The sequence below is a fragment of the Gordonia caeni genome, from assembly GCF_039537105.1.
Lineage (GTDB): Bacteria > Actinomycetota > Actinomycetes > Mycobacteriales > Mycobacteriaceae > Gordonia > Gordonia caeni.
In genome coordinates this window covers 68,283-87,255 of record NZ_BAAAZW010000009.1, presented here as the reverse complement: position 1 = coordinate 87,255, position 18,973 = coordinate 68,283, and the positions used below count along the sequence as shown (strand labels likewise).

The following is an 18,973-nucleotide window of genomic DNA, read 5'->3' as shown; positions in this document are numbered from 1 at the left end:
ATCTTCAGGAGGCGACGATGGCGCAGGAGCAGAGTAAACGCGGCGGTGGCGGCGGAGACGACGACGCGATCGGCGAGGGCCCCGCCGGGCAGGAGCGTCGCGAAAAGCTCGCCGGCGAGACCGATGATCTGCTCGACGAGATCGACGACGTGCTGGAGGAGAACGCCGAAGACTTCGTGCGCGCCTACGTTCAGAAGGGCGGCCAGTGACGGTGCCGCAGGGCACCGGCGCGTCGCGCGACATCTCCTCGTTCACCGAGTTCCTGCGCGTCAGCGCGCCAGATCGGCTGCCGCAGAATCGTATGTCGCACACCGGAACCGGAGACGGATCTGACATGGGCGCCAAAGTGCCGCACGGCACCACCATCGTGGCCGTCGCCTACCCGGGCGGCGTGGTCCTGGCCGGTGACCGCCGCTCGACGATGGGCAATGTGATCGCCACCCGCGATGTGCAGAAGGTCTTCGTCACCGACGACTTCTCGGCCGCCGGGATCGCCGGCACCGCGGGGGTGGCCTTCGAGCTGATCAAACTGTTCACCGTCGAACTCGAGCACTACGAGAAGATCGAGGGTGTCTCGCTGACCCTGGACGGCAAGGTCTCGCGGCTGGCGACCATGGTGCGCAACAACCTCGGGGCGGCCCTGCAGGGGCTCGCCGCACTGCCGCTGCTGGTCGGCTACGACGGGCCGCACGACGGCGTCGACACCGAGACGGTGTCCGGGCGAATCTTCTCCTTCGACGTGGCCGGAGCGCGGCACGAGGAACGTGCCGGCTACGACGCGATCGGCTCGGGTGCGGTCTACGCGCGGTCGTCGCTGAAGAAGCTGTACCGCCCGGAGGTCACCGCCGAGGAGGCGCTGGCCCTGGCGGTGGAAGCGCTCTACGACGCCGCCGACGACGACTCGGCCACCGGGGGACCGGATCTGGTGCGCCGGATCTTCCCGACCGCTGTCCGCGTGGACGTCGACGGCGCCCAGGAGGTCCCCGCCCGGGAGATCTCCGACGCCGCCGAAGCGGTGATCGCGCGTCGCGCGGCCGCCGACGCCGACCGGCGGGAGAACCAGTCGTGACCTTCCCGTACTACGCCAGTGCCGAGCAGATCATGCGCGATCGCTCGGAGCTCGCCCGCAAGGGCATCGCGCGCGGACGCAGCGTCATCGCCCTCACCTACGAGGACGGCGTGCTGTTCGTCGCGCATAATCCGTCGAACACCTTGCGCAAGGTCAGCGAGATCTACGACCGGATCGGCTTCGCCGCCGTCGGCAAGTACAACGAGTTCGAATCCTTGCGGCGCGCCGGAATCCAGCTCGCCGACCTGCGCGGCTACAGCTACGACCGCGCCGATGTGAGCGGCCTGTCGTTGGCCACCGCCTACGCCACCACCCTCGGCACAGTCTTCACCGAGCAACCCAAGCCGTACGAGGTGGAGCTGTGCGTCGCCGAGGTGGCTCGGCCGGGCCGCAGCACGCCGTCGCAGCTGTACCGAATCGGCTACGACGGCTCCATCGCCGACGAGAACTCCTTCCTCGTGATGGGCGGCACCACCGAGCCGATCGTGTCCGCCATGACCGCGGCTTACGAGCCGGATCTGCCGCTCGCACGGGCCCTGTCTGTCGCCGTGGACGCGCTCTCGGCCCCGGCGGAACCGGCGAATTCGTCGTCGGGGGCAGCCGAGAAGACCGCCGAGCCGGCCGCCCTGGCCCCCGATCAGCTCGAGGTGGCGATTCTCGATCGCGGGCGCCCGCGCCGGGCCTTCGTGCGCCTGAACGACGTCCGGGTGACCGACTTGATCGAACAGGGGTGAGCGGCATGGAACGCCGGATCATGGGCATCGAGACCGAGTTCGGAGTCACCTGCACCATGCAGGGGCAGCGCCGGCTCAGCCCGGACGAGGTGGCGCGCTACCTGTTCCGCCGCGTGGTCGCCTGGGGCCGCTCGTCGAACGTCTTCCTGCCCAACGGGTCCCGCCTCTACCTCGATGTGGGCTCACACCCGGAGTACGCGACGGCCGAATGCGATTCGGTGGAACAGCTGGTGACCCACGACCGCGCCGGCGAACGGATCCTGGAGGATCTGCTGGTCGACGCCGAACAGCGGCTGGCCGAGGAGGGCATCGGCGGGGACATCTACCTGTTCAAGAACAACACCGACTCGGCGGGCAACTCGTACGGCTGCCACGAAAACTACCTGGTCTCGCGCACCGGCGAGTTCGGCCGGGTGTCCGACGTCCTGCTGCCGTTCCTGGTGACCCGCCAGCTGATCTGCGGGGCGGGCAAGGTCCTCAGCGTCGGGCACGAGACGCGCTACTGCTTGTCCCAGCGGGCCGATCACGTCTGGGAAGGCGTCTCCTCGGCCACCACGCGGTCGCGGCCGATCATCAACACCCGCGACGAGCCGCACGCCGACGCCGAGAAGTACCGCCGCCTGCACGTGATCGTCGGCGACTCGAACATGTCCGAGACCACCACGATGCTCAAGGTGGGGTCGGCACTGCTGGTGCTGGAGATGATCGAATCGGGGATCAGCTTCCGGGACTTCGCCCTGGACAACCCGATCCGGGCGATCCGCGACATCAGCCACGACCCGACCGGGCGGCACGCGATCCGGCTGGCCGGAGGCAAGTCCGCGACGGCCCTGTCGATCCAGCGCGAGTATCACGCCCGGGCGGTGACCCATCTGGCCCAGCGCACCCCCGATCCGGTGATGGACCGCGTGGTGGATCTGTGGGGCAGGACGCTCGACGCCGTCGAGTCCGGCGACTTCAGCGACGTGGACACCGAGATCGACTGGGTGATCAAGCGCAAACTGCTGCAGCGCTACCAGGACCGTTACGGCATGGACCTGAGCGATCCGAAGATGGCGCAACTGGACCTGGCCTACCACGACATCCGGCGCGGCCGCGGCGTCTTCGACCTGCTGTCCCGCAAGGGGCTGGTGGCCCGGGTGACCACCGACGAGGCGATCGACGCCGCCGTCGATCTGGCACCGCAGACCACCCGTGCCCGGCTGCGCGGCGAGTTCATCACCGCCGCACAGGCCGCCGACCGTGATTTCACCGTCGACTGGGTACACCTGAAGCTCAATGATCAAGCCCAGCGGACGGTTCTGTGCAAGGACCCGTTCCGCAACGTCGATGAGCGCGTCGAACGTCTGATCGCGTCGATGTGACGCCTACAGTGGAGCCGTGACCACCGCAAAGAACGAGCGACTGCTCAATCTCGTGATCTGCCTGATGCACACGCGGACCTACGTGACGGCGGCGTACCTGCGCAAGAACGTCACCGGGTACAACGATCAGAACAAGAGCGAAGAGGCCTTCAAGCGCATGCTCGAGCGCGACAAGGCCGAACTGCGGGCCCTCGGCATTCCGGTGGAGACCGGATACCCGCCGCTCGGCGGCGACGAGGGGTACCGGATCAAACGCGAGCACTACGCCCTCACGGAGATCAGCCTGGAACGCGACGAGGCCGCGGCCGTCGCCGCGGCGGCAGCGGTCTGGCACGACCCCGACGTGGCGGTCGAGTCGCAGACGGCGATGCTCAAGCTGCGGGCCGCGGGCATCGATGCCAGCCCGCCCGAGGAACTGGGCTTCAGCCCCGCCGGCCGCGGACGCTCGATGGGCGACGAGCGGGCCTTCCGCGGACTGCTCAGCGCTATCGGGGAGAGCCGTCCGGTCACCTTCGCGCACCGCACCGGTGCGGGCGTGGCCGAACGCACGCTGGAACCGTGGGGCGTGATCAGCAACTCGGGTCGCTGGTACGTGGTCGGGCACGACCGCGATCGCGGCCAGACGCGCACCTTCCGCGTCTCGCGGATCTCCGATGTCGTGGCCGTCGGCGATGCCGGTGAGGTGCGGGTGCCCGACGGGGTCGACCTGGCCCGGCTGGTGGCCGACGCCGTCGAGGGCGCCGCCCCGGCCGAACCCGCGACGGCCACCCTCTGGCTCGCCGACGGACGGGCCGTGGCGCTGCGCCGGTGGGCCACCGGGGTGACCGACCGGGAACTGCACGGTGAGCCCGGTCAGGAGGTGACCGTCGAGATCCGATCGCGCACCGACCTGATCCGCATGGTGCTGTCCGCCGGAAGTGACGCCGTCATCCTGGATCCGCCCGATCTGCGGGCCGCGGTGATCGCGGAACTCGATGCGCTGGCCGCCTCGGCCGGGGGAGGAGATGCCCGATGAGCGCTGCACCGAGCCGTTTCTCGCGGCTGCTGGCCATGGTGCCCTATTTCCAGGCCCGGCCCGGGATCAAGATGTCGGTCGCGGCGGCCGAACTGGGAGTCACCGAAGCCCAGCTCGACAAGGACCTCAACCAGTTGTGGGTCTGCGGCCTGCCCGGTGGCCTGGGCGGCGATCTGATCGACATCGAGTTCGGCGGGGGCTACGTCAACGTCCACTACACCGCGGGCATGGACCGGCCGCTGCGGCTGACCGGAACCGAAGCGAACATCCTGCTGGTGGCCCTGCGCATGCTGCTCGACGCCCAGGGGGCGCTCGACGCCGATGCGATCCGCCGCGCCATCGCCAAGATCGAGGAGGCTACCGGCGCCTCGCGTGCGGTGGTGATCGACGACGGCGCCGACCCCGGCGAGCATCCCTCCTCGGCGACCATCCGCGAGGCCGTGGCACGGCGTCGTGCGCTGCGCATCCGCTACTACACGCCCAGCCGCGACGAGGTGACCGAGCGCGTGGTGGATCCGATCCGCGTGCAGGTGGTCGACAGTCACAGTTACCTGGACGCCTGGTGCCGAGAATCCGACGGCCGGCGCTTGTTCCGCTTCGACCGTGTCCAGGACGCCGACCTGCTCGACGAGCCCGCGCGGCCGCCCGCCGACGTGGCCGCGGTCCCGATCTCAATGCCCACGCACGACCAGACCATGCCGGTGGCGCGCATCGAGGTCGACCCGGAGGCACTGTGGGTGATCGAGTACTACCAGGCGCGCCCGTTGACCGAGCCGGCCGGCGAGACCGAGCCGGTGGTCGCCGAGATCACCTATGCCTCGCCGGACTGGCTGGCCCGGCTGCTGCAGAGTTTCGGCGGCCGAGTCCGGCTGATCTCCACCGACGAGCAGAGCCGGGAGGTCCGCGGGGCGATCGCCGGGACCGCCGCCGCTGCCCGCGCGCGTTACGCAGACTGAGCGGCAGTAGCCGACTCGGGTAGCATGGGATCGTAAGAAGCTGAGGATGCCGGACTATCCAGGTCCTGTGGAAATGCGGAGGTGGACTTGTGGGTGCTATGCAGCCGTGGCACTGGATCGTGGTGATCGTCGTTCTGGTCATCCTGTTCGGTTCGAAGAAGCTACCGGATGCGGCGCGTGGTCTCGGCCGCTCGATGCGCATCTTCAAGTCCGAGATCGGCGAGATGACCGGCGATGGATCGGACAAGGAGCCGGAGGCCAAGCGCGAACTCCCGGCCCCGGAATCGGCTCCGACTGCTCGTCCGCTCACCGACAGCGCGCGCGACGTCGCTGAAGACCGCGCAGACAAATAGCCGCACCGCCTGCTGACGCGTGCGCACTCCCGCAGTGCTGCGCCGCCTGGATCCCCGGCGCCGGCGCAGCAAGGTCAATCCCGACGGTTCCATGCCGTTGGCCGAGCACCTTTATGAACTCCGATACCGCCTGGTAGTGGCGATGGCGGCGGTCTTCGTCACCACCGTCGTCGGCTTCTTCTGGTACACGCACGGAGCCGGCCCCATCGAGTCACTCGGTGAGCTGCTGCGCCGCCCGTACTGCGAGTTGCCGCCCGAGTCCCGGGCCTCCATCACCGCCGGCGACGAATGCCGGCTGCTGGCCACCGGGCCGTTCGACCAGTTCATGCTGCGGTTGCAAGTGGCACTCACCGCCGGCGTGGTGCTGGCGTGCCCCATCTGGCTGTACGAGCTCTGGCAGTTCATCACGCCGGCGTTGCTCAAGCACGAACGCCGCTACGCCGCCGGATTCGTCTCCGTGGCCGCCGTGCTCTTCGTCGGCGGTGCGGTGCTGGCCTACTTCGTCGTCGCCAAGGCCTTCGAGTTCCTGCTGACGGTGGGCAACGAGGTCCAGGTGACCGCGCTGGCCGGCGACCAGTATTTCGGCTTCATGCTGCAGTTGCTGCTGATCTTCGGTGTCAGCTTCGAACTGCCGCTGCTGATCATCGCGCTGAACCTGACGGGGGTGCTCAGCTACCAGCGGCTCAAGAAGTGGCGTCGCGGCCTGATCTTCGCCATGTTCGTCTTCGCCGCAGTGGTGACGCCCAGCGGGGATCCGTTCACGATGACCGCGCTGGCGATCGCGCTGTCGATCCTGCAGGAGTTCGCGATCCAGTTCGCTCGGATCCACGACAAGCGCAAGGCGTCGCGGGAGCCGGACTGGATGAACGTGTCCGACGACGAGGCCTCGCCGCTGGACGGCGAGGACCGGTCGGAGACCGCCGATCCGGTCGCGGCGCCCGATCCGATTCCGGCCCCGCAGCCGATCGGCGCCGGCCGGCGCCGTGAGCGCGTGCGCGGTCCGGGCGCCTTCGACGAGGTCCTGTAGTCCCCGGCTTCGGTGTAGTCCCGCAGCATCGCCGTAGTCCTGCAGCATCTCCGAGGTCTCGTGGCATCCTGTAGGTGATGACCACAGTGAATCCGGACCAGCCGATCGACGACCCCGACTTCGAGCCCTCCGGTGAAGTTCCCGAGCTCGATCCGCCCCCCGCACCCGGCCCGCAGTTGCAGGCCTTCGCCGCCGGGCTGCGCTTCGGGCTGGACTCCTTCCAGTCCGACGCCTGCCGCGTCCTGGAGGACGACCGCGGGGTCCTGGTCTGTGCGCCGACCGGTGCCGGCAAGACCGTGGTCGGGGAGTTCGCCGTCTACCTGGCCCTGCAGCGCGGCGGCAAGTGCTTCTACACCACGCCGATCAAGGCGCTCAGCAACCAGAAGTATCACGACCTGGTGGCTGCGCACGGAGCGGAATCGGTGGGGCTGCTCACCGGCGACAACGCGATCAACTCCGCGGCGCCGGTGGTGGTGATGACCACCGAGGTCTTGCGCAACATGATCTACGCCAATTCGCCTGCCCTGACCGGACTCTCGTTCGTCGTGATGGACGAGGTGCACTTCCTGGCCGACCGTTTCCGCGGTGCGGTCTGGGAAGAGGTGATCCTCGGACTGGAGGCGTCGGTGTCGGTGGTCTCGCTGTCGGCGACGGTCAGCAACGCCGAGGAGTTCGGCGACTGGATCACCACCGTCCGCGGCGACACCGAGGTGATCGTCTCCGAGCATCGTCCGGTGCCGCTGCACCAGCACATGCTGGTGGGCGGCCGCATGTTCGAGCTGTTCGACCGCGCTACACCGGTCCACGGCAAGCGTCAGGTCAATACCGAGCTCAAGCGGTACATCAAGCAGCGTTCGCTCGGCGACGACGAGGGCCGCGCGCGTCACTACCGGGGCCGCACGGATCGTCGCGGCGGCCGGTCGAATCCGATGCCCCGGCCGCGGCTGATCCGGCTGCTCGAGGACGACGGGCTGCTGCCGGCGATCGATTTCATCTTCTCGCGGAAGGGCTGCGAGGACGCCTTCACCCAGTGTCTGCGCAGCGACCTGAACCTGATCGAACCCGCCGAGGTGGCCAAGGTCGACGAGATCGTCGAGCGGCACCTGCGGGAGCTGGCACCCGGCGACGCCGAGGTGCTCGGGGTCGATCAATGGTGGGCCGGCCTGCGCCGCGGGTTCGCCGCGCATCACGCGGGCATGCTGCCGATGTTCCGGCAGGCGGTGGAGGAACTGTTCGTCCGTGGTCTCACCAAGGTGGTCTTCGCCACCGAGACCCTGGCGCTGGGCATCAACATGCCCGCCCGCTCGGTGGTCCTCGAACGCTTGGTCAAGTACAACGGCGAGGCGCACGTCGACCTGACGCCGGGGGAGTACACCCAGCTGACCGGCCGGGCCGGCCGCCGCGGCATCGACGTCGAAGGCAACGCGGTGGTGCTGTGGACGCCGGAAGTGATCCCGGACCGCGTCGCCGGCCTGGCCGGGGCGCGCACGTTCCCGCTGCGCAGCAGCTTCGCACCCGAATACAACATGGTGCTCAACCTGATCCACCGGCTCGGCGTGGAGGGTTCCCGGCACCTGCTGCGCCGCTCCTTCGCCCAGTTCCAGACCGACCGCACGCTGGTCGGACAGGCCCGTCAGCTCGACCAGGCGCGCCGGAAGCTACGCCAGCTCGATCAGGAGCTGATCGCCGGTACCGAGAAGGCCGGCGTCGACGCCGGAATCACCCTGGACGACACCGGCGAAGAGGTGTCCGGCGGTGATCGGCACGCAGGCTTCCTCGGGTACCTCGCACTGCGCGAAGACATCAAGCGGCACGAGCGCGAACAGCGATTCGCGCGCCGGGTGGAGAGCGAGAACGCCGTCGCCGAGGATCTCGCCGCCCTCAAGCGCGGGCAGGTGATCGCCGTCAGTTCGCGGCGACACCGGGGCCTGGCGGTGGTTCTGGAGGCCGCCCAGCAGCTCAACGATCCGCGGCCGCTGGTGCTGATCGACGACGGCTGGGCCGGACGGGTCGGGGTCGGCGACTTCGTCAATCCGCCCGAGGTGCTCGGCCACCTCCGGATTCCACGGGATGCGGACACCCGCAGCGGCCGGGGCCGGCGCCGGCTCGCCGAGGCGATCACCGCCAGCGGGATCACCCGGCCGGTGGGACGCACCGCGAAACGCAAGAAGGACAAGGGAACAGACCGCGAGCTCACGCAGTTGCGTGAGCAGTTGCGCGCACATCCCATCCACCGCGAGGCGGGCCTGGACAAACTGTTCCGGCTCGGGGAACGCCGTAACCGGCTGGTCCGCGACATCGAGAGTCTGGAGCGTTCGATCAGCGCGCGTAAATCCAAGCTGGAGGAGGACTTCGACGTGGTCGTCGCGGTGCTCCGGGAGCTGGGCTACCTCGAATCCGATGGCGACGGCGGTCTACAGGTGACGCCCACCGGTGATGTGCTGCGCCGGATCTACGCCGAGACCGACCTGCTGGTGGCCGAGTGCATTCGGGCCGGAATCTGGGACGGGTTGCCTCCGGGTGAGCTGGCCGCGGTGGTCTCGTCGATGGTCTACCAGTCCCGCCGGGACGCTTACGGCGGCGGCGTGGACGCACTGCCGGGACGCAGCAGCCTCCGCGAGGCGATGAGTGACACCCTCCGGGTGTGGCAGGCCACCAACGAGGTGCAGGCCCGGCATTCGGGCGGCTCGGAGTCGCTCACCACGCGTGAACCCGACACCGGCTTCTGCGCGCCGATCTCGGCGTGGGCGGCGGGCCGTCCGCTTCACGAGGCGCTCACCGCCGCCGCAGCAGGTGGGCAGCTGCTGTCCCCGGGCGACTTCGTCCGCTGGAACCGGCAGGTGATCGATCTCCTCGAGCAGATCCGCAACAGCGTGGACCGGGAGGCGCCGCTCGCCGGCGCCGCGCGGCGCGCGGTGAAGAGTCTGCGGCGCGGCGTGGTTGCTGCCGAACTGGAGTGAGGACCTGCGGTAACGTGACCGCCGAGTGCATGTCGACTGCGCGCCCGGGTGCGGGCCGGTCCCCAGCGAAGGGCAGAGGATGACCACGCCGAACGACCCGCAACAGCCGTCCCCGTGGGCCGCGCCTTCGGGGCCCGGGCGCGGTGCTCCCCCGCAGGGGCCGCCCCCGGGGCAGCGTCCCCCGGGACCGCCGCCGCAGGGCCGCCCGCCGCAGGGGCCGCCTCCGCAGGGGCCCCCGCCCCAGCACGGACAGCCGCCGCGGGGACCGCGTCACGGCGCACCGGACGGTCCCCGCGTCGCCGGACCGCCGTCGCAGGCCCGGCCGGACTACGACCGGCCCCGACCGCCCCAAGGACCGCCCCAACAGGCGCCGCCCCGCCGGGCCCAGTACGCGCCGCAGGCGCCTGAACCGCAGGTGCCGGCGCGCGACGTGCGGGCGGCCGCAACGGGTGCCGGGTTCACCGACATCATCGACCGTCCCGCTCCCGAACACGTCGGCACGCCCGCGGACGAGACTGCTGCCGGATCCGCCGGGAAACGGTCCGGCCCCGGTAAGCGACTGTGGATGCTCCTGCTGGGGGTCGTGCTGGTGATCGCCGCGCTGGTCGCGCTGTCGGCGTTCGTCTGGCCGGGGTGGGTCGGCAAGACCCTCTCGCAGAGCGGGCTCGAAGACGGCGTGCAGCGTGTGCTCACCGATCAGGACTCGGCCAGCGGTTACGGCCTGACCGACGTGAAAGACGTCAGCTGCCCGTCCGGTATGAAAGCGGAGGCCGGAGAGACCTTCACCTGCCTGGTGTCGGTCGCCGGGCAGAACAAGCGGGTCACCATCAAGGTGACCGACGACGACGGCACCTTCGAGGTCTCCGCGCCGAGCGAGTGACCGGCGCCGGTCACCAGTCCAGTGCGGTGCCCAGACGTTGCACGCTGGCGTCGATACCGAGCTCGGCGACCAGGGCCTCGAGACCGGCGGCATCGTCGGGGCGCCGCGGCAGCACCTCATCGCCCCGGCTGAACTCGATCGGTGCGTCCGTCCGGACGGCCACGACGGCCCGGGCCGCATGGAGGTAGTCCGCGGCCTGATCCAGAGCGTTCGCGATGCGCGGCGAGATGCCCGAATCGGGTTGTCGTGCAGCGTTCTCCAGAGTGTCGAGGTCGCCGTACTCGGTGATCAGCTTCGCGGCCGTCTTGTCTCCGATGCCCTTCACGCCGGGCAGGCCGTCCGAAGGGTCGCCGCGCAGAATGGACATCTCCGCGTAGGCTGTCCCGGCCCGATCGGTGGGCAGCGCGTACTTCTCGGCCACCTCGACCGGGCCCATCAACTCGGCCCTGGCCAGCCCGCGCCCGACGTACAGCACCCGCACGTTCACCGGATCGTCGGCGACCACTTGCAATAGATCGCGGTCTCCGGTCACCACCAGTACGTCGTCGACGGCCTCGTCGAAGGCCAGCGTGCCGATCACGTCGTCGGCTTCGCAGCCGGCGGCTCCGGCGGTCTCGATGCCGGCGCAGCGCAGGACGTCGAGGATCATGTCGACCTGCGGGGTCAGGGTGTCGGGGACCTCCTCAGCGCCGCCGTCGCCGCCTTCGGCGACGCGGTGGGCCTTGTACGAGGGCAGGAGATCGGTGCGGAAGGCCGGGCGCCAGTCCAGATCCAGGCAGACCACCAGCCGGGTGGGAGCGTGGGCGGCCACCAGAGCCGCGATGGTGTCGACGAAGCCGCGCACCGCGTTCACGGGCCGGCCGTCGGGTGAGGTCAGCTTCTCCGGCAGGGCGTAGAAGGACCGGAACCACAGACTCGCGCCGTCGAGCAGCATCACCTTTCCCATGGGCACACTGTTCCACAATCGACCCGGCTACGGTCGATAGGCTGGCACTCATGGCACACGCTGAGCATCCCCGATTCGATTCCGCGGTCTATGCGCGCCGCCTGGAGCGCGCCGCCGAACTCACCGCCGAGGCCGGGCTCGACGCGATCGTCGTCGGCACCGGTCCGGATCTCCGGTATCTCACCGGGGTGCGCGCCGACACCTTCGAGCGGCTGACCGCCCTGGTGATTCCGGCGACCGGTGAGCCGTACCTGGTGACCGCGCGTCTGGAACTGGCCTCCCTGCGTGATTCGGCGGTCGGCGACCTCGGACTGGCGATCCGCGACTGGGTGGACGGCGACGACCCGTACGCACTGGCGCTCGACGGCTTGGGTGCCGACCCCGCGCTAGCGGTGTCCGATGCGCTGCCTGCGCTGCACGTGATTCCGCTCGCCGAGCGGGTCAGCGTCCCGGTGCGGCTGGCCACCCCGGTGCTGCGGGAACTGCGGATGATCAAGGACGACGCCGAACTGGATGCGTTGCGCGCCGCCGGGGCGGCCATCGACCGCGTGCACGCCCGCATGGGCGAGTGGCTGCGGCCCGGGCGGACCGAAGCCGAGGTGGCCGCGGACATCACCGCAGCGATTGTTGCTGAGGGGCATTCGAGTGCCGAGTTCGTCATCGTCGGCTCCGGACCGAACGGAGCCGACCCGCACCACGAACAGTCCGATCGGGTGATCACGGCGGAGGACATCGTGGTCGTCGACATCGGCGGACCGCTCGGTGTCGGCTACAACTCCGATTGCACCCGCACGTACTGCTTCGGTGAACCCGCCCCGGAGATCGCGGCCGCCTACGACACCCTCGAACGTGCGCAGTCGGCGGCGGTGGCCGCCGTGCGCGAGGGGGCTACCGCGGAGAGCATCGACGCGGCGGCCCGAGAAGTGCTGACCGAGGCGGGTCTGGGAGAGTACTTCATCCACCGCACCGGCCACGGCATCGGGCTGTCGGTGCACGAGGAGCCGTACATCGTTGCCGGCAACACCGACCGGCTGCGGCCCGGCATGGCGTTCTCCGTGGAGCCCGGCGTCTACCTGCCGGGCCGCTGGGGCGCGCGGTTGGAAGACATCGTGATCCTCACCGACGAGGGTCCCGAGCCGGTGAACACCCGTCCCCGCAGCCTCACCCGTCTCTGATCCCGTACTCGACGGTCGAATCCTGCCGTCGGTGGTCGGGGCGGGCGTCTGAGCTCAGCTCGGCAGCGGGATGTTCTGCAGGCGGAGCTGTCCGCGGGCGAGCGCCTTGCCGGTCGAGGTGTCGGTGACGGTCACCAGCCACAGTTGCTGCGTCCGGCCCTGCTGGATCGCTTCGGCCACCACCTCGGCGGTGCAGCCGGTGCTCGACCGCAGAAAGTCTGTGCCGTTGTGCAATCCGACGGCGAACTGTCCGGCGTCGGCGACGGCCGTGCTGGCGCCGACGCTGGCCGCGGTCTCGACCAGGCTGGCGTACAGGCCGCCGTGCACCACGCCCCACGGCGTGTGATGCCGTTCGTCGAGTTCGACGGTGCCGACCACCCTTCTTCCGGTCACCTCGGTCAGCGTCAGTCCGCAGGCGTCGAGAAAAGCGCTGGTCGTGTCGGCTGCTGTCATGGCGATCTCCGTTCGTGTGCCAGACCTCGGAACATCCTGGCTTCGTAATCGAAAGCTAGATGGCGAAGGGCTGACTGTCAACTGTGAAGTCAGGTATCTTCGGCGGTATGGACTGGCTCGACTACGACACCGGCAACTGTTCGGTGCAACGCGCGCTGGAGGTGATGGGAGACCGGTGGAGCGTGCTGGTCCTGCGTGAGGTCTTCCACGGCGTGCGCCGATTCGATCAGATCCGCCGGCACACCGGGATGTCCGAATCGGTGCTCGCGGCGCGGCTGCGGCACCTGGTCGGCGCCGGAGTGCTCACCACCGCCGAATATCAGGAAGCCGGCGCCCGGGCACGCCGCGAGTACCGGCTCACCCCGGCCGGTCTTGATCTGCAGCCGGCCCTGATCGCACTCCTGCAGTGGGGAGACAAGCACCGCGCCGGCCCCGAGGGCCCGGCACTGGTGGTCGAGCACCGCGGCTGCGACGCGAAGGTTTCCGCGGTTCTGGAGTGCGCCGATGGACACCGGCTGACCGGCCCGGAGCAGGTTCGCTCGGTTCCCGGTCCGGGAGCGCGAGTCGCCCCCGCCCAGTCCACCCCCACGGCCCCGTCAGGTCCGATCGTCGAACATTCCGGCTGAGCCGAGCGCACGGGTGACGTCCACTTCGATCACCACGCGCTGCGGGTTCGGCTTGGGTTCGCGGTAACGCTCGGCGTATCGGCGTTCGGCGTCGCGCACCTGGTCGGGCTCGCGGCGGATACGGGCGGGCCCTTCCAGCGTGAGCCATCGCGGTCCGTCGACGTGCGTGAGGGCGGCGTAGCCGCCGCGCTCCACGTTGCGCACCTTCTGGCTCCCCTCGAAGGTGATCACCCTCGCGGTCGCAGTCTCGGGTTGCAGGGTGAAACCGACGGCCACGACATGCGGGGTCCCGTCGGCCCGGAGCGTCGACAGGGACGCCAGATGGTATTCGGTGAGCAGTTGCCGGGCCTCGGAACTGAGGTCTTCCACGGAGCGCGCCATGCCCCGACTGTAGCCAGCGGCCGCGGTGAGATACTGCACCGGTGGGAACGATCGTGGTATTCGGTGGACGCAGTGAAATCGGAGTGGCCACCGCACAGCGGCTGGCCTCCGGGAACCGGGTGGTGCTCGCCGCCCGGCGCCCCGACGACCTGACGGCCGAGACGGCCGCGCTCGAGGCGGCGGGCGCCACGGAAGTCGTCACCGTCGCCTTCGACGCCGACGACGTCGCCGCCCATCCGGCGCTCGTGCAGTCCCTCGTCGCCGACTACGGCCCCCTCGACGTCGCGGTGGTGGCCTTCGGGATCCTCGGTGACGCCCAGCGCGCCGAGACCGATGTGGAACACGCCCTGCAGATCGCCCACACCGACTACTACGCGCAGATCAGCGTGATCACCCTGCTGGCCAACGCTTTCCGGGATCGGGGCGCCGGCACCATCATCGTCTTCTCGTCGGTCGCCGGAGTCCGGGTGCGACGGGCCAATTACGTCTACGGCTCCACCAAGGCGGGCCTCGACGGATTCGCGAGTGGTCTGGCCGATGCGCTGCAGGGCACGGGCGTTCGGGTGTTGCTGGCCCGTCCGGGTTTCGTGATCGGGAACATGACCCGCGAGTTGATGGAGTCCGGAACGTCCCCGGCCCCGATGTCGGTGACCACCGATCAGGTCGCGGACGCGGTGGTGACGGCCTACCGGAAGGGCCGCGGTGAGGTGTGGATTCCCGGGCGCCTGCGACCGGTCTTCTTCGTGATGCGGCTGTTGCCCCGCGCGATCTGGCGGCGACTGCCGCGATGACACGCTTCGTAGTGGTCGGGATCGGCGCCGACGGCTGGGCCGGCCTCAGTGGGCACGCGCGGACACAGTTGCGATCAGCCACTGAGATCGTCGGTTCGGCGCGGCAGCTGGCGCTTCTGCCCGCCGATCTGGGCGCCGCGACGACGCCCTGGCGATCACCGATGTCCGAACACCTGCAGGAGGTCCTCGCCGGGGAATCCGACGCACCGGAACAGACCGTCCACGTCCTCGCCAGCGGCGACCCGATGCTGCACGGCATCGGCAGCACCATCGTGAAGGCGGTCGGCGCCGACCGCGTCACCGTCTTGCCCGCTCCCTCCAGCATCTCACTCGCGGCCGCCCGGCTCGGCTGGGATCTCGCGCACACCCGCGTCCTGTCCTTGGTGACCGCAGAACCCGAAGCACTCATCGGAGCGGTCACCGACGGGGCACGGCTGCTGGTGCTCTCCCGCGACGGACACTCCCCGGGCCGTGTCGCAGACCTTCTGCGGTGCACGGGGTTCGAGCGGTCAGAGATGACGGTGCTCGGCGACCTCGGCGGTCCCGGCGAGACCATCGCGAGCGGTACGGCCCGCACCTGGCGCGACGAGCCGTCGCCGGTACTGAACGTTCTGGCGATCGACTGCGTGGGACCGGCGACGAGCCGGGCGCCCGGGTTGGCGGACGCGGAGTTCGCCCACGACGGCCAGCTGACCAAGCAGGCCGTCCGCGCCGTGACCGTGGCGGCGCTGGCCCCCGCCGAGGGACAACTGCTGTGGGACGTCGGGGCCGGGTCGGGAAGCGTCGGCATCGAATGGCTCCGGCAGACTGCGACCGGCCGGGTGATCGCCTTCGAAGCCGATCCCGAACGCGCCGACCGGATCACCGCGAACGCGCGCAGGCACGGCGTCGCCGACCGCCTGAGCGTCGCCGGGGCCGTACCGGACGCGCTGTCCGGGGCCCCCGGGCCGGACACGGTCTTCGTCGGCGGCGGTCTGGATGGCGAGGTTCTGGAAATCTGCCGCGAGGCGATCGCCGGCGGTGGACGCCTGGTCGCCAACGCCGTCACGCTGGAAACCGAGCAACTGCTGGTCGCCGCGCACGCCGAGGGCGGCGGCACGCTCACCCGGTTGCAGTTCGACTACGCCTCGGCTCTCGGCTCGAAGACCGCCTGGCGCCCGGCGCTGCCGGTGGTGCAGTGGGTGGTGACCCGATGACGGTCTACTTCATCGGCGCAGGGCCAGGGGCCGCGGACCTGATCACCGTGCGCGGGGCGAGGCTCCTGGCCCGGTGCCGGACCTGCCTGTACGCCGGGTCGCTGGTTCCGGACGAGCTTCTGGATCTGCTGCCGGCCGACGCCGTCACCATCGACACCGCCCGGATGCCGCTCGACGAGATCATCGCTCGTCTGGCCGCCGCCGACGCCGCCGGCCACGACGTGGCCCGGCTGCACTCGGGCGATCTGGCGATCTACTCCGCGCTCACCGAGCAACTGCGCCGGCTGCGCGAGCTGAACATCGACTACCAGCTGGTCCCCGGCGTGCCGGCCTTCGCCGCCGCGGCCGCCGCGCTGGACGCCGAACTCACCGTGCCCGGGGTGGGGCAGAGCCTGCTGGTCACCAGGGTCTCGACGCTGTCGACCGACATGCCGCCGGGGGAGGACCTCGAATCGCTGGCTCGGACGGGGGTGACCCTCGCTCTGCACCTGGCAGCCCACCGCGCTCCACAGCTGGCGGCGTCGCTGGCGCCGCACTACGGCGCCGACTGTCCGACGGCGACGGTCGCGTACGCCTCGCGCGACGACCAGCAGATCGTGCGCGCCCCGCTCGCGGAGCTGCCCGCAGCTCTGGAAGCCGCCGGTATCACCAAGACAGCGGTGATCTTCGTCGGCCGGGTCCTCGACTCCGATGCCGCCACCGGTGTCACCGACAGCTACCTCTACTCCCAGGCGCGCATGACCAAGCTGCGCCGGGACGCCTCCGCCGGGGAGGCGGAGTGAATCCGGCTGCGCGGGTTCTGCTGCTCGGCGGCACCGGCGAGGCCCGGGCGCTCGCCGCCGTACTGACCGGCGAGCAGATTCCCGTGATCAGCTCGCTCGCCGGCCGCGTGCGGAATCCCCGCCTGCCCGTCGGCGAGGTCCGGGTGGGCGGCTTCGGCGGCGTGGACGGTCTCGCGGACTGGCTGCGCGACAACGAGATCCGGGCTGTGGTCGACGCGACCCACCCGTTCGCGGCGCAGATCACCGCCAACGCGCACGCGGCCTGCACGCGCACCGGCGTGCCTCTGCTCCGGCTGGCGCGGCCGGCCTGGCAGCCCGGCCCGGACGATCGCTGGTTCAGCGTCCCCGACATCGGCGCCGCTGCCACGGCGGTGGCCGAGCGCGGCGGCCGGGTCTTTCTGACCACCGGCCGTCAGGACGCCGGCGCTTTCGCGGGGATCTCCGATGCCTGGTTCCTGATCCGCGTCGTCGACCCGCCTGCCGGACCACTGCCGCCGCATCGCGGGATCCTCTCCTCCCGCGGCCCCTACGATCTGGACGGCGAACGCGCTCTGCTGGCCGAGCACCGGATCGACGTGCTGGTGACCAAGAACAGCGGAGGAGAACTCACCCGCGCCAAACTGGCGGCTGCCGCGGACGCCGGAATCGACGTGGTGATGGTGCAGCGTCCGCCCGAGCCGGACGATCTGGCGCGGGTCGATTCCGTTGCGGCTGCCGCAGATTGGGTCCGGGGCGCCTGACGTTCAGTCGGCGGAGCGCTCCCGGTAGTGCCGCGGGGTGAAGACCAGATCGCCGCCCGGCCGGCGGACGATCCGGGTCTGGGACGAGCCGACGATCAGCAGGGTCCGCATGTCCACGGTGGCCGGGTCGAACTCGCCGACAGTCAGCAGCCGCAGGCGTTCGCCGCGTCCACCGACGTCCCGGCCCTGCACCATGACGCGATCGGACGGCACCAGCTGATTCAGCAACTCGGCGAACCGGCGGATCTGTTCTGTCCGTTTACTCGAAGCCGGGTTGTAGACCGCGAAGACCAGGTCGGCGGCCACCGCATGACTGATCCGGTCCTCGATCACCGACCACGGCTTGAGCAGGTCCGACAGCGACAAGATCGCGAAGTCGTGACCGAGCGGGGCGCCGACGGCGGCGGCCACGGCCTGCGCGGCGCTCACCCCGGGCACCACGCGGACGCCCACGCCCTGCCAGCGTTCATCGGCCGCGGCCTCGGCCACCGCGGTCGCCATCGCGAAGATCCCCGGATCGCCGGAGGAGACCACGGCCACGCGGGCACCGCGGGCGGCCTGCTCGAGCGCGAACTCGGCGCGCTGGGCCTCCACCCGGTTGTCGCTGGCGTGTACCCGCTGGCCCGGCCGGGCCGTGACCCGGCGCAGGTAGGTGTCGTAGCCGACCAGATCGGTGGCCGCGGCGAGTTCGGCGGCCACCTGCGGGGTGGTCTGCTCCACCGGACCCGGACCGAGTCCCACGACCACCACCTCACCCGCGACGGCGTCACCCGGCTTGCCGGCCTCGGCGGCGGCCAGCGGATTGTTCCGCCGTCCGGGGACGACGATCAGCGAGAAGTACGGCACCGTCGCCGAATCGACGTCCGCCACCCGCTCCACGCGTTGCCGGTCGGTGGAGGCGCGTTCGACGTACCAGGCCTCGTCGGCGCGACCGGCCTCGATCAGCGCCTCGCGGACCTTGACGAAGGTGCGGCCCAGCTTCATCACCGCCAGCGCCTCCCCGGAACGGAAGTGGGCGATCAGCTCGCCCGCGTCCGCCGTGCCGGGCAGCACCGTGAGCGTCTCCTCGCCCTCGACCAGGGGAATGCCCAGAGCCGCGGAGGCCGCACTCACCGAGGTGACGCCGGGGACGATCTCGGCATCGAAACGGCCGGCGAGTCGCTTGTGCATGTGCATGTACGAGCTGAAGAACAGTGGGTCGCCCTCGGCGAGCAGGACCACGTCGCGGCCCGCCTCCAGGTGAGCGGCCAGCCGTGCGGCGCTCTCGGTGTAGAAGTCGGCCATCGCTCCCGCGTAACCGCCGGGGTGGTCGGTGGTCTCCACGGTGAGCGGGTACATCAGGCGCTCTTCCTGCTGCCCGTCGCGCAGATACGGCTCGGCCACCGACCGGGCGATCGAATTGCCGTGGCGCGCACAGTGATAGGCGATCACGTCGGCCGCGCCGATGATTCGGGCGGCCTTGACGGTGACGAGTTCGGGGTCGCCCGGTCCCAGCCCGATGCCCCAGAGTTTTCCGGCCACGGTG

Annotated in this window: 20 protein-coding genes; 16 read left to right on the top strand and 4 right to left on the bottom strand. The window is 70.3% G+C overall.

The genetic code is table 11. The features are described 5' to 3' along the window. Positions 1–17 precede the first annotated feature (17 nt). The 10 genes from ABD732_RS15110 (at position 18) to ABD732_RS15065 (ending at position 10,358) form a co-directional block, all read left to right on the top strand. A complete protein-coding gene (locus tag ABD732_RS15110) occupies positions 18–209 on the top strand; it encodes a ubiquitin-like protein Pup (protein WP_344785198.1) in 192 nt (63 codons plus the stop codon). Then, on the top strand, positions 206–1,069 hold the full coding sequence (prcB, locus tag ABD732_RS15105; protein WP_344785196.1) for a proteasome subunit beta: 864 nt from the start codon (positions 206–208) through the stop codon (positions 1,067–1,069). The genes ABD732_RS15110 and prcB overlap by 4 nt, the downstream gene beginning before the upstream one ends. Continuing rightward, positions 1,066–1,803: a proteasome subunit alpha gene (gene prcA, locus ABD732_RS15100; RefSeq protein WP_344785194.1), complete on the top strand. Its 738-nt coding sequence runs from the start codon at positions 1,066–1,068 to the stop codon at positions 1,801–1,803. The genes prcB and prcA overlap by 4 nt, the downstream gene beginning before the upstream one ends. Positions 1,804–1,808: 5 nt before the next feature. Next, positions 1,809–3,167: a Pup--protein ligase gene (gene pafA / locus ABD732_RS15095; RefSeq protein ID WP_344785191.1), complete on the top strand. Its 1,359-nt coding sequence runs from the start codon at positions 1,809–1,811 to the stop codon at positions 3,165–3,167. A 16-nt stretch (positions 3,168–3,183) separates the two neighbouring features. Further along, positions 3,184–4,182 carry a helix-turn-helix transcriptional regulator gene (locus ABD732_RS15090; protein ID WP_344785189.1) on the top strand — a complete coding sequence of 333 codons (999 nt, stop codon included), beginning with the start codon at positions 3,184–3,186 and terminating at the stop codon, positions 4,180–4,182. Beyond that, positions 4,179–5,138, top strand: a complete 960-nt coding sequence (locus tag ABD732_RS15085) for a helix-turn-helix transcriptional regulator (RefSeq protein ID WP_344785187.1) — start codon at positions 4,179–4,181, stop codon at positions 5,136–5,138. The genes ABD732_RS15090 and ABD732_RS15085 overlap by 4 nt, the downstream gene beginning before the upstream one ends. Positions 5,139–5,227: 89 nt before the next feature. After that, entirely contained in the window at positions 5,228–5,491 is a 264-nt protein-coding gene (tatA, locus tag ABD732_RS15080; RefSeq protein WP_344785185.1) for a Sec-independent protein translocase subunit TatA, read from the top strand. 91 nt (positions 5,492–5,582) lie between these two features. Then, positions 5,583–6,518, top strand: a complete 936-nt coding sequence (gene tatC / locus ABD732_RS15075; RefSeq protein ID WP_344785420.1) for a twin-arginine translocase subunit TatC — start codon at positions 5,583–5,585, stop codon at positions 6,516–6,518. 77 nt (positions 6,519–6,595) lie between these two features. Continuing rightward, complete coding sequence (locus ABD732_RS15070; RefSeq protein ID WP_344785183.1) at positions 6,596–9,478, top strand: DEAD/DEAH box helicase; 2,883 nt, start codon at positions 6,596–6,598, stop codon at positions 9,476–9,478. Between the two features lie 79 nt (positions 9,479–9,557). Further along, positions 9,558–10,358 carry a DUF4333 domain-containing protein gene (locus tag ABD732_RS15065; RefSeq protein ID WP_344785181.1) on the top strand — a complete coding sequence of 267 codons (801 nt, stop codon included), beginning with the start codon at positions 9,558–9,560 and terminating at the stop codon, positions 10,356–10,358. A 10-nt stretch (positions 10,359–10,368) separates the two neighbouring features. On the opposite strand, the gene ABD732_RS15060 is transcribed toward ABD732_RS15065, so the two are convergent. After that, on the bottom strand, positions 10,369–11,292 hold the full coding sequence (locus tag ABD732_RS15060) for a 5'-3' exonuclease (RefSeq protein WP_344785419.1): 924 nt from the start codon (positions 11,290–11,292) through the stop codon (positions 10,369–10,371). Positions 11,293–11,354: 62 nt separating this feature from the next. Between ABD732_RS15060 and ABD732_RS15055 the strand changes: the two genes are divergently transcribed. Beyond that, positions 11,355–12,479 (top strand): M24 family metallopeptidase, encoded by a 1,125-nt coding sequence (locus ABD732_RS15055; RefSeq protein ID WP_344785179.1) that lies wholly within the window; start codon positions 11,355–11,357, stop codon positions 12,477–12,479. A 54-nt stretch (positions 12,480–12,533) separates the two neighbouring features. Here ABD732_RS15055 and ABD732_RS15050 read toward each other — a convergent pair whose 3' ends face one another. Beyond that, complete coding sequence (locus ABD732_RS15050) at positions 12,534–12,932, bottom strand: PaaI family thioesterase (protein ID WP_344785177.1); 399 nt, start codon at positions 12,930–12,932, stop codon at positions 12,534–12,536. 107 nt (positions 12,933–13,039) lie between these two features. Between ABD732_RS15050 and ABD732_RS15045 the strand changes: the two genes are divergently transcribed. After that, complete coding sequence (locus ABD732_RS15045) at positions 13,040–13,558, top strand: winged helix-turn-helix transcriptional regulator (RefSeq protein ID WP_344785175.1); 519 nt, start codon at positions 13,040–13,042, stop codon at positions 13,556–13,558. On the opposite strand, the gene ABD732_RS15040 is transcribed toward ABD732_RS15045, so the two are convergent. Then, positions 13,529–13,939 (bottom strand): pyridoxamine 5'-phosphate oxidase family protein, encoded by a 411-nt coding sequence (locus tag ABD732_RS15040; RefSeq protein WP_344785173.1) that lies wholly within the window; start codon positions 13,937–13,939, stop codon positions 13,529–13,531. The two genes, ABD732_RS15045 and ABD732_RS15040, sit on opposite strands and share 30 nt — an antisense overlap. 41 nt (positions 13,940–13,980) lie before the next feature. Here ABD732_RS15040 and dprE2 point away from each other — a divergent pair, with 41 nt between their 5' ends. The 4 genes from dprE2 to ABD732_RS15020 are packed head-to-tail and all read left to right on the top strand — an operon-like array spanning position 13,981 to position 17,448. Next, positions 13,981–14,730: a decaprenylphospho-beta-D-erythro-pentofuranosid-2-ulose 2-reductase gene (gene dprE2, locus ABD732_RS15035; RefSeq protein ID WP_344785171.1), complete on the top strand. Its 750-nt coding sequence runs from the start codon at positions 13,981–13,983 to the stop codon at positions 14,728–14,730. Then, the gene (gene cbiE, locus ABD732_RS15030; protein ID WP_344785169.1) at positions 14,727–15,926 is read left to right on the top strand and encodes a precorrin-6y C5,15-methyltransferase (decarboxylating) subunit CbiE; all 1,200 of its coding nucleotides are present in this window, start codon (positions 14,727–14,729) and stop codon (positions 15,924–15,926) included. The genes dprE2 and cbiE overlap by 4 nt, the downstream gene beginning before the upstream one ends. Further along, positions 15,923–16,708 carry a cobalt-precorrin-4/precorrin-4 C(11)-methyltransferase gene (locus tag ABD732_RS15025; RefSeq protein WP_344785167.1) on the top strand — a complete coding sequence of 262 codons (786 nt, stop codon included), beginning with the start codon at positions 15,923–15,925 and terminating at the stop codon, positions 16,706–16,708. Before cbiE ends, ABD732_RS15025 begins: the two co-directional genes overlap by 4 nt. Continuing rightward, complete coding sequence (locus ABD732_RS15020; protein WP_344785165.1) at positions 16,705–17,448, top strand: cobalt-precorrin-6A reductase; 744 nt, start codon at positions 16,705–16,707, stop codon at positions 17,446–17,448. Before ABD732_RS15025 ends, ABD732_RS15020 begins: the two co-directional genes overlap by 4 nt. 3 nt (positions 17,449–17,451) lie before the next feature. Here the strand turns inward: ABD732_RS15020 and ABD732_RS15015 are convergent, their stop codons facing one another. Then, positions 17,452–18,969, bottom strand: a complete 1,518-nt coding sequence (locus tag ABD732_RS15015) for a precorrin-2 C(20)-methyltransferase (protein ID WP_344785163.1) — start codon at positions 18,967–18,969, stop codon at positions 17,452–17,454. Positions 18,970–18,973 lie beyond the last annotated feature (4 nt).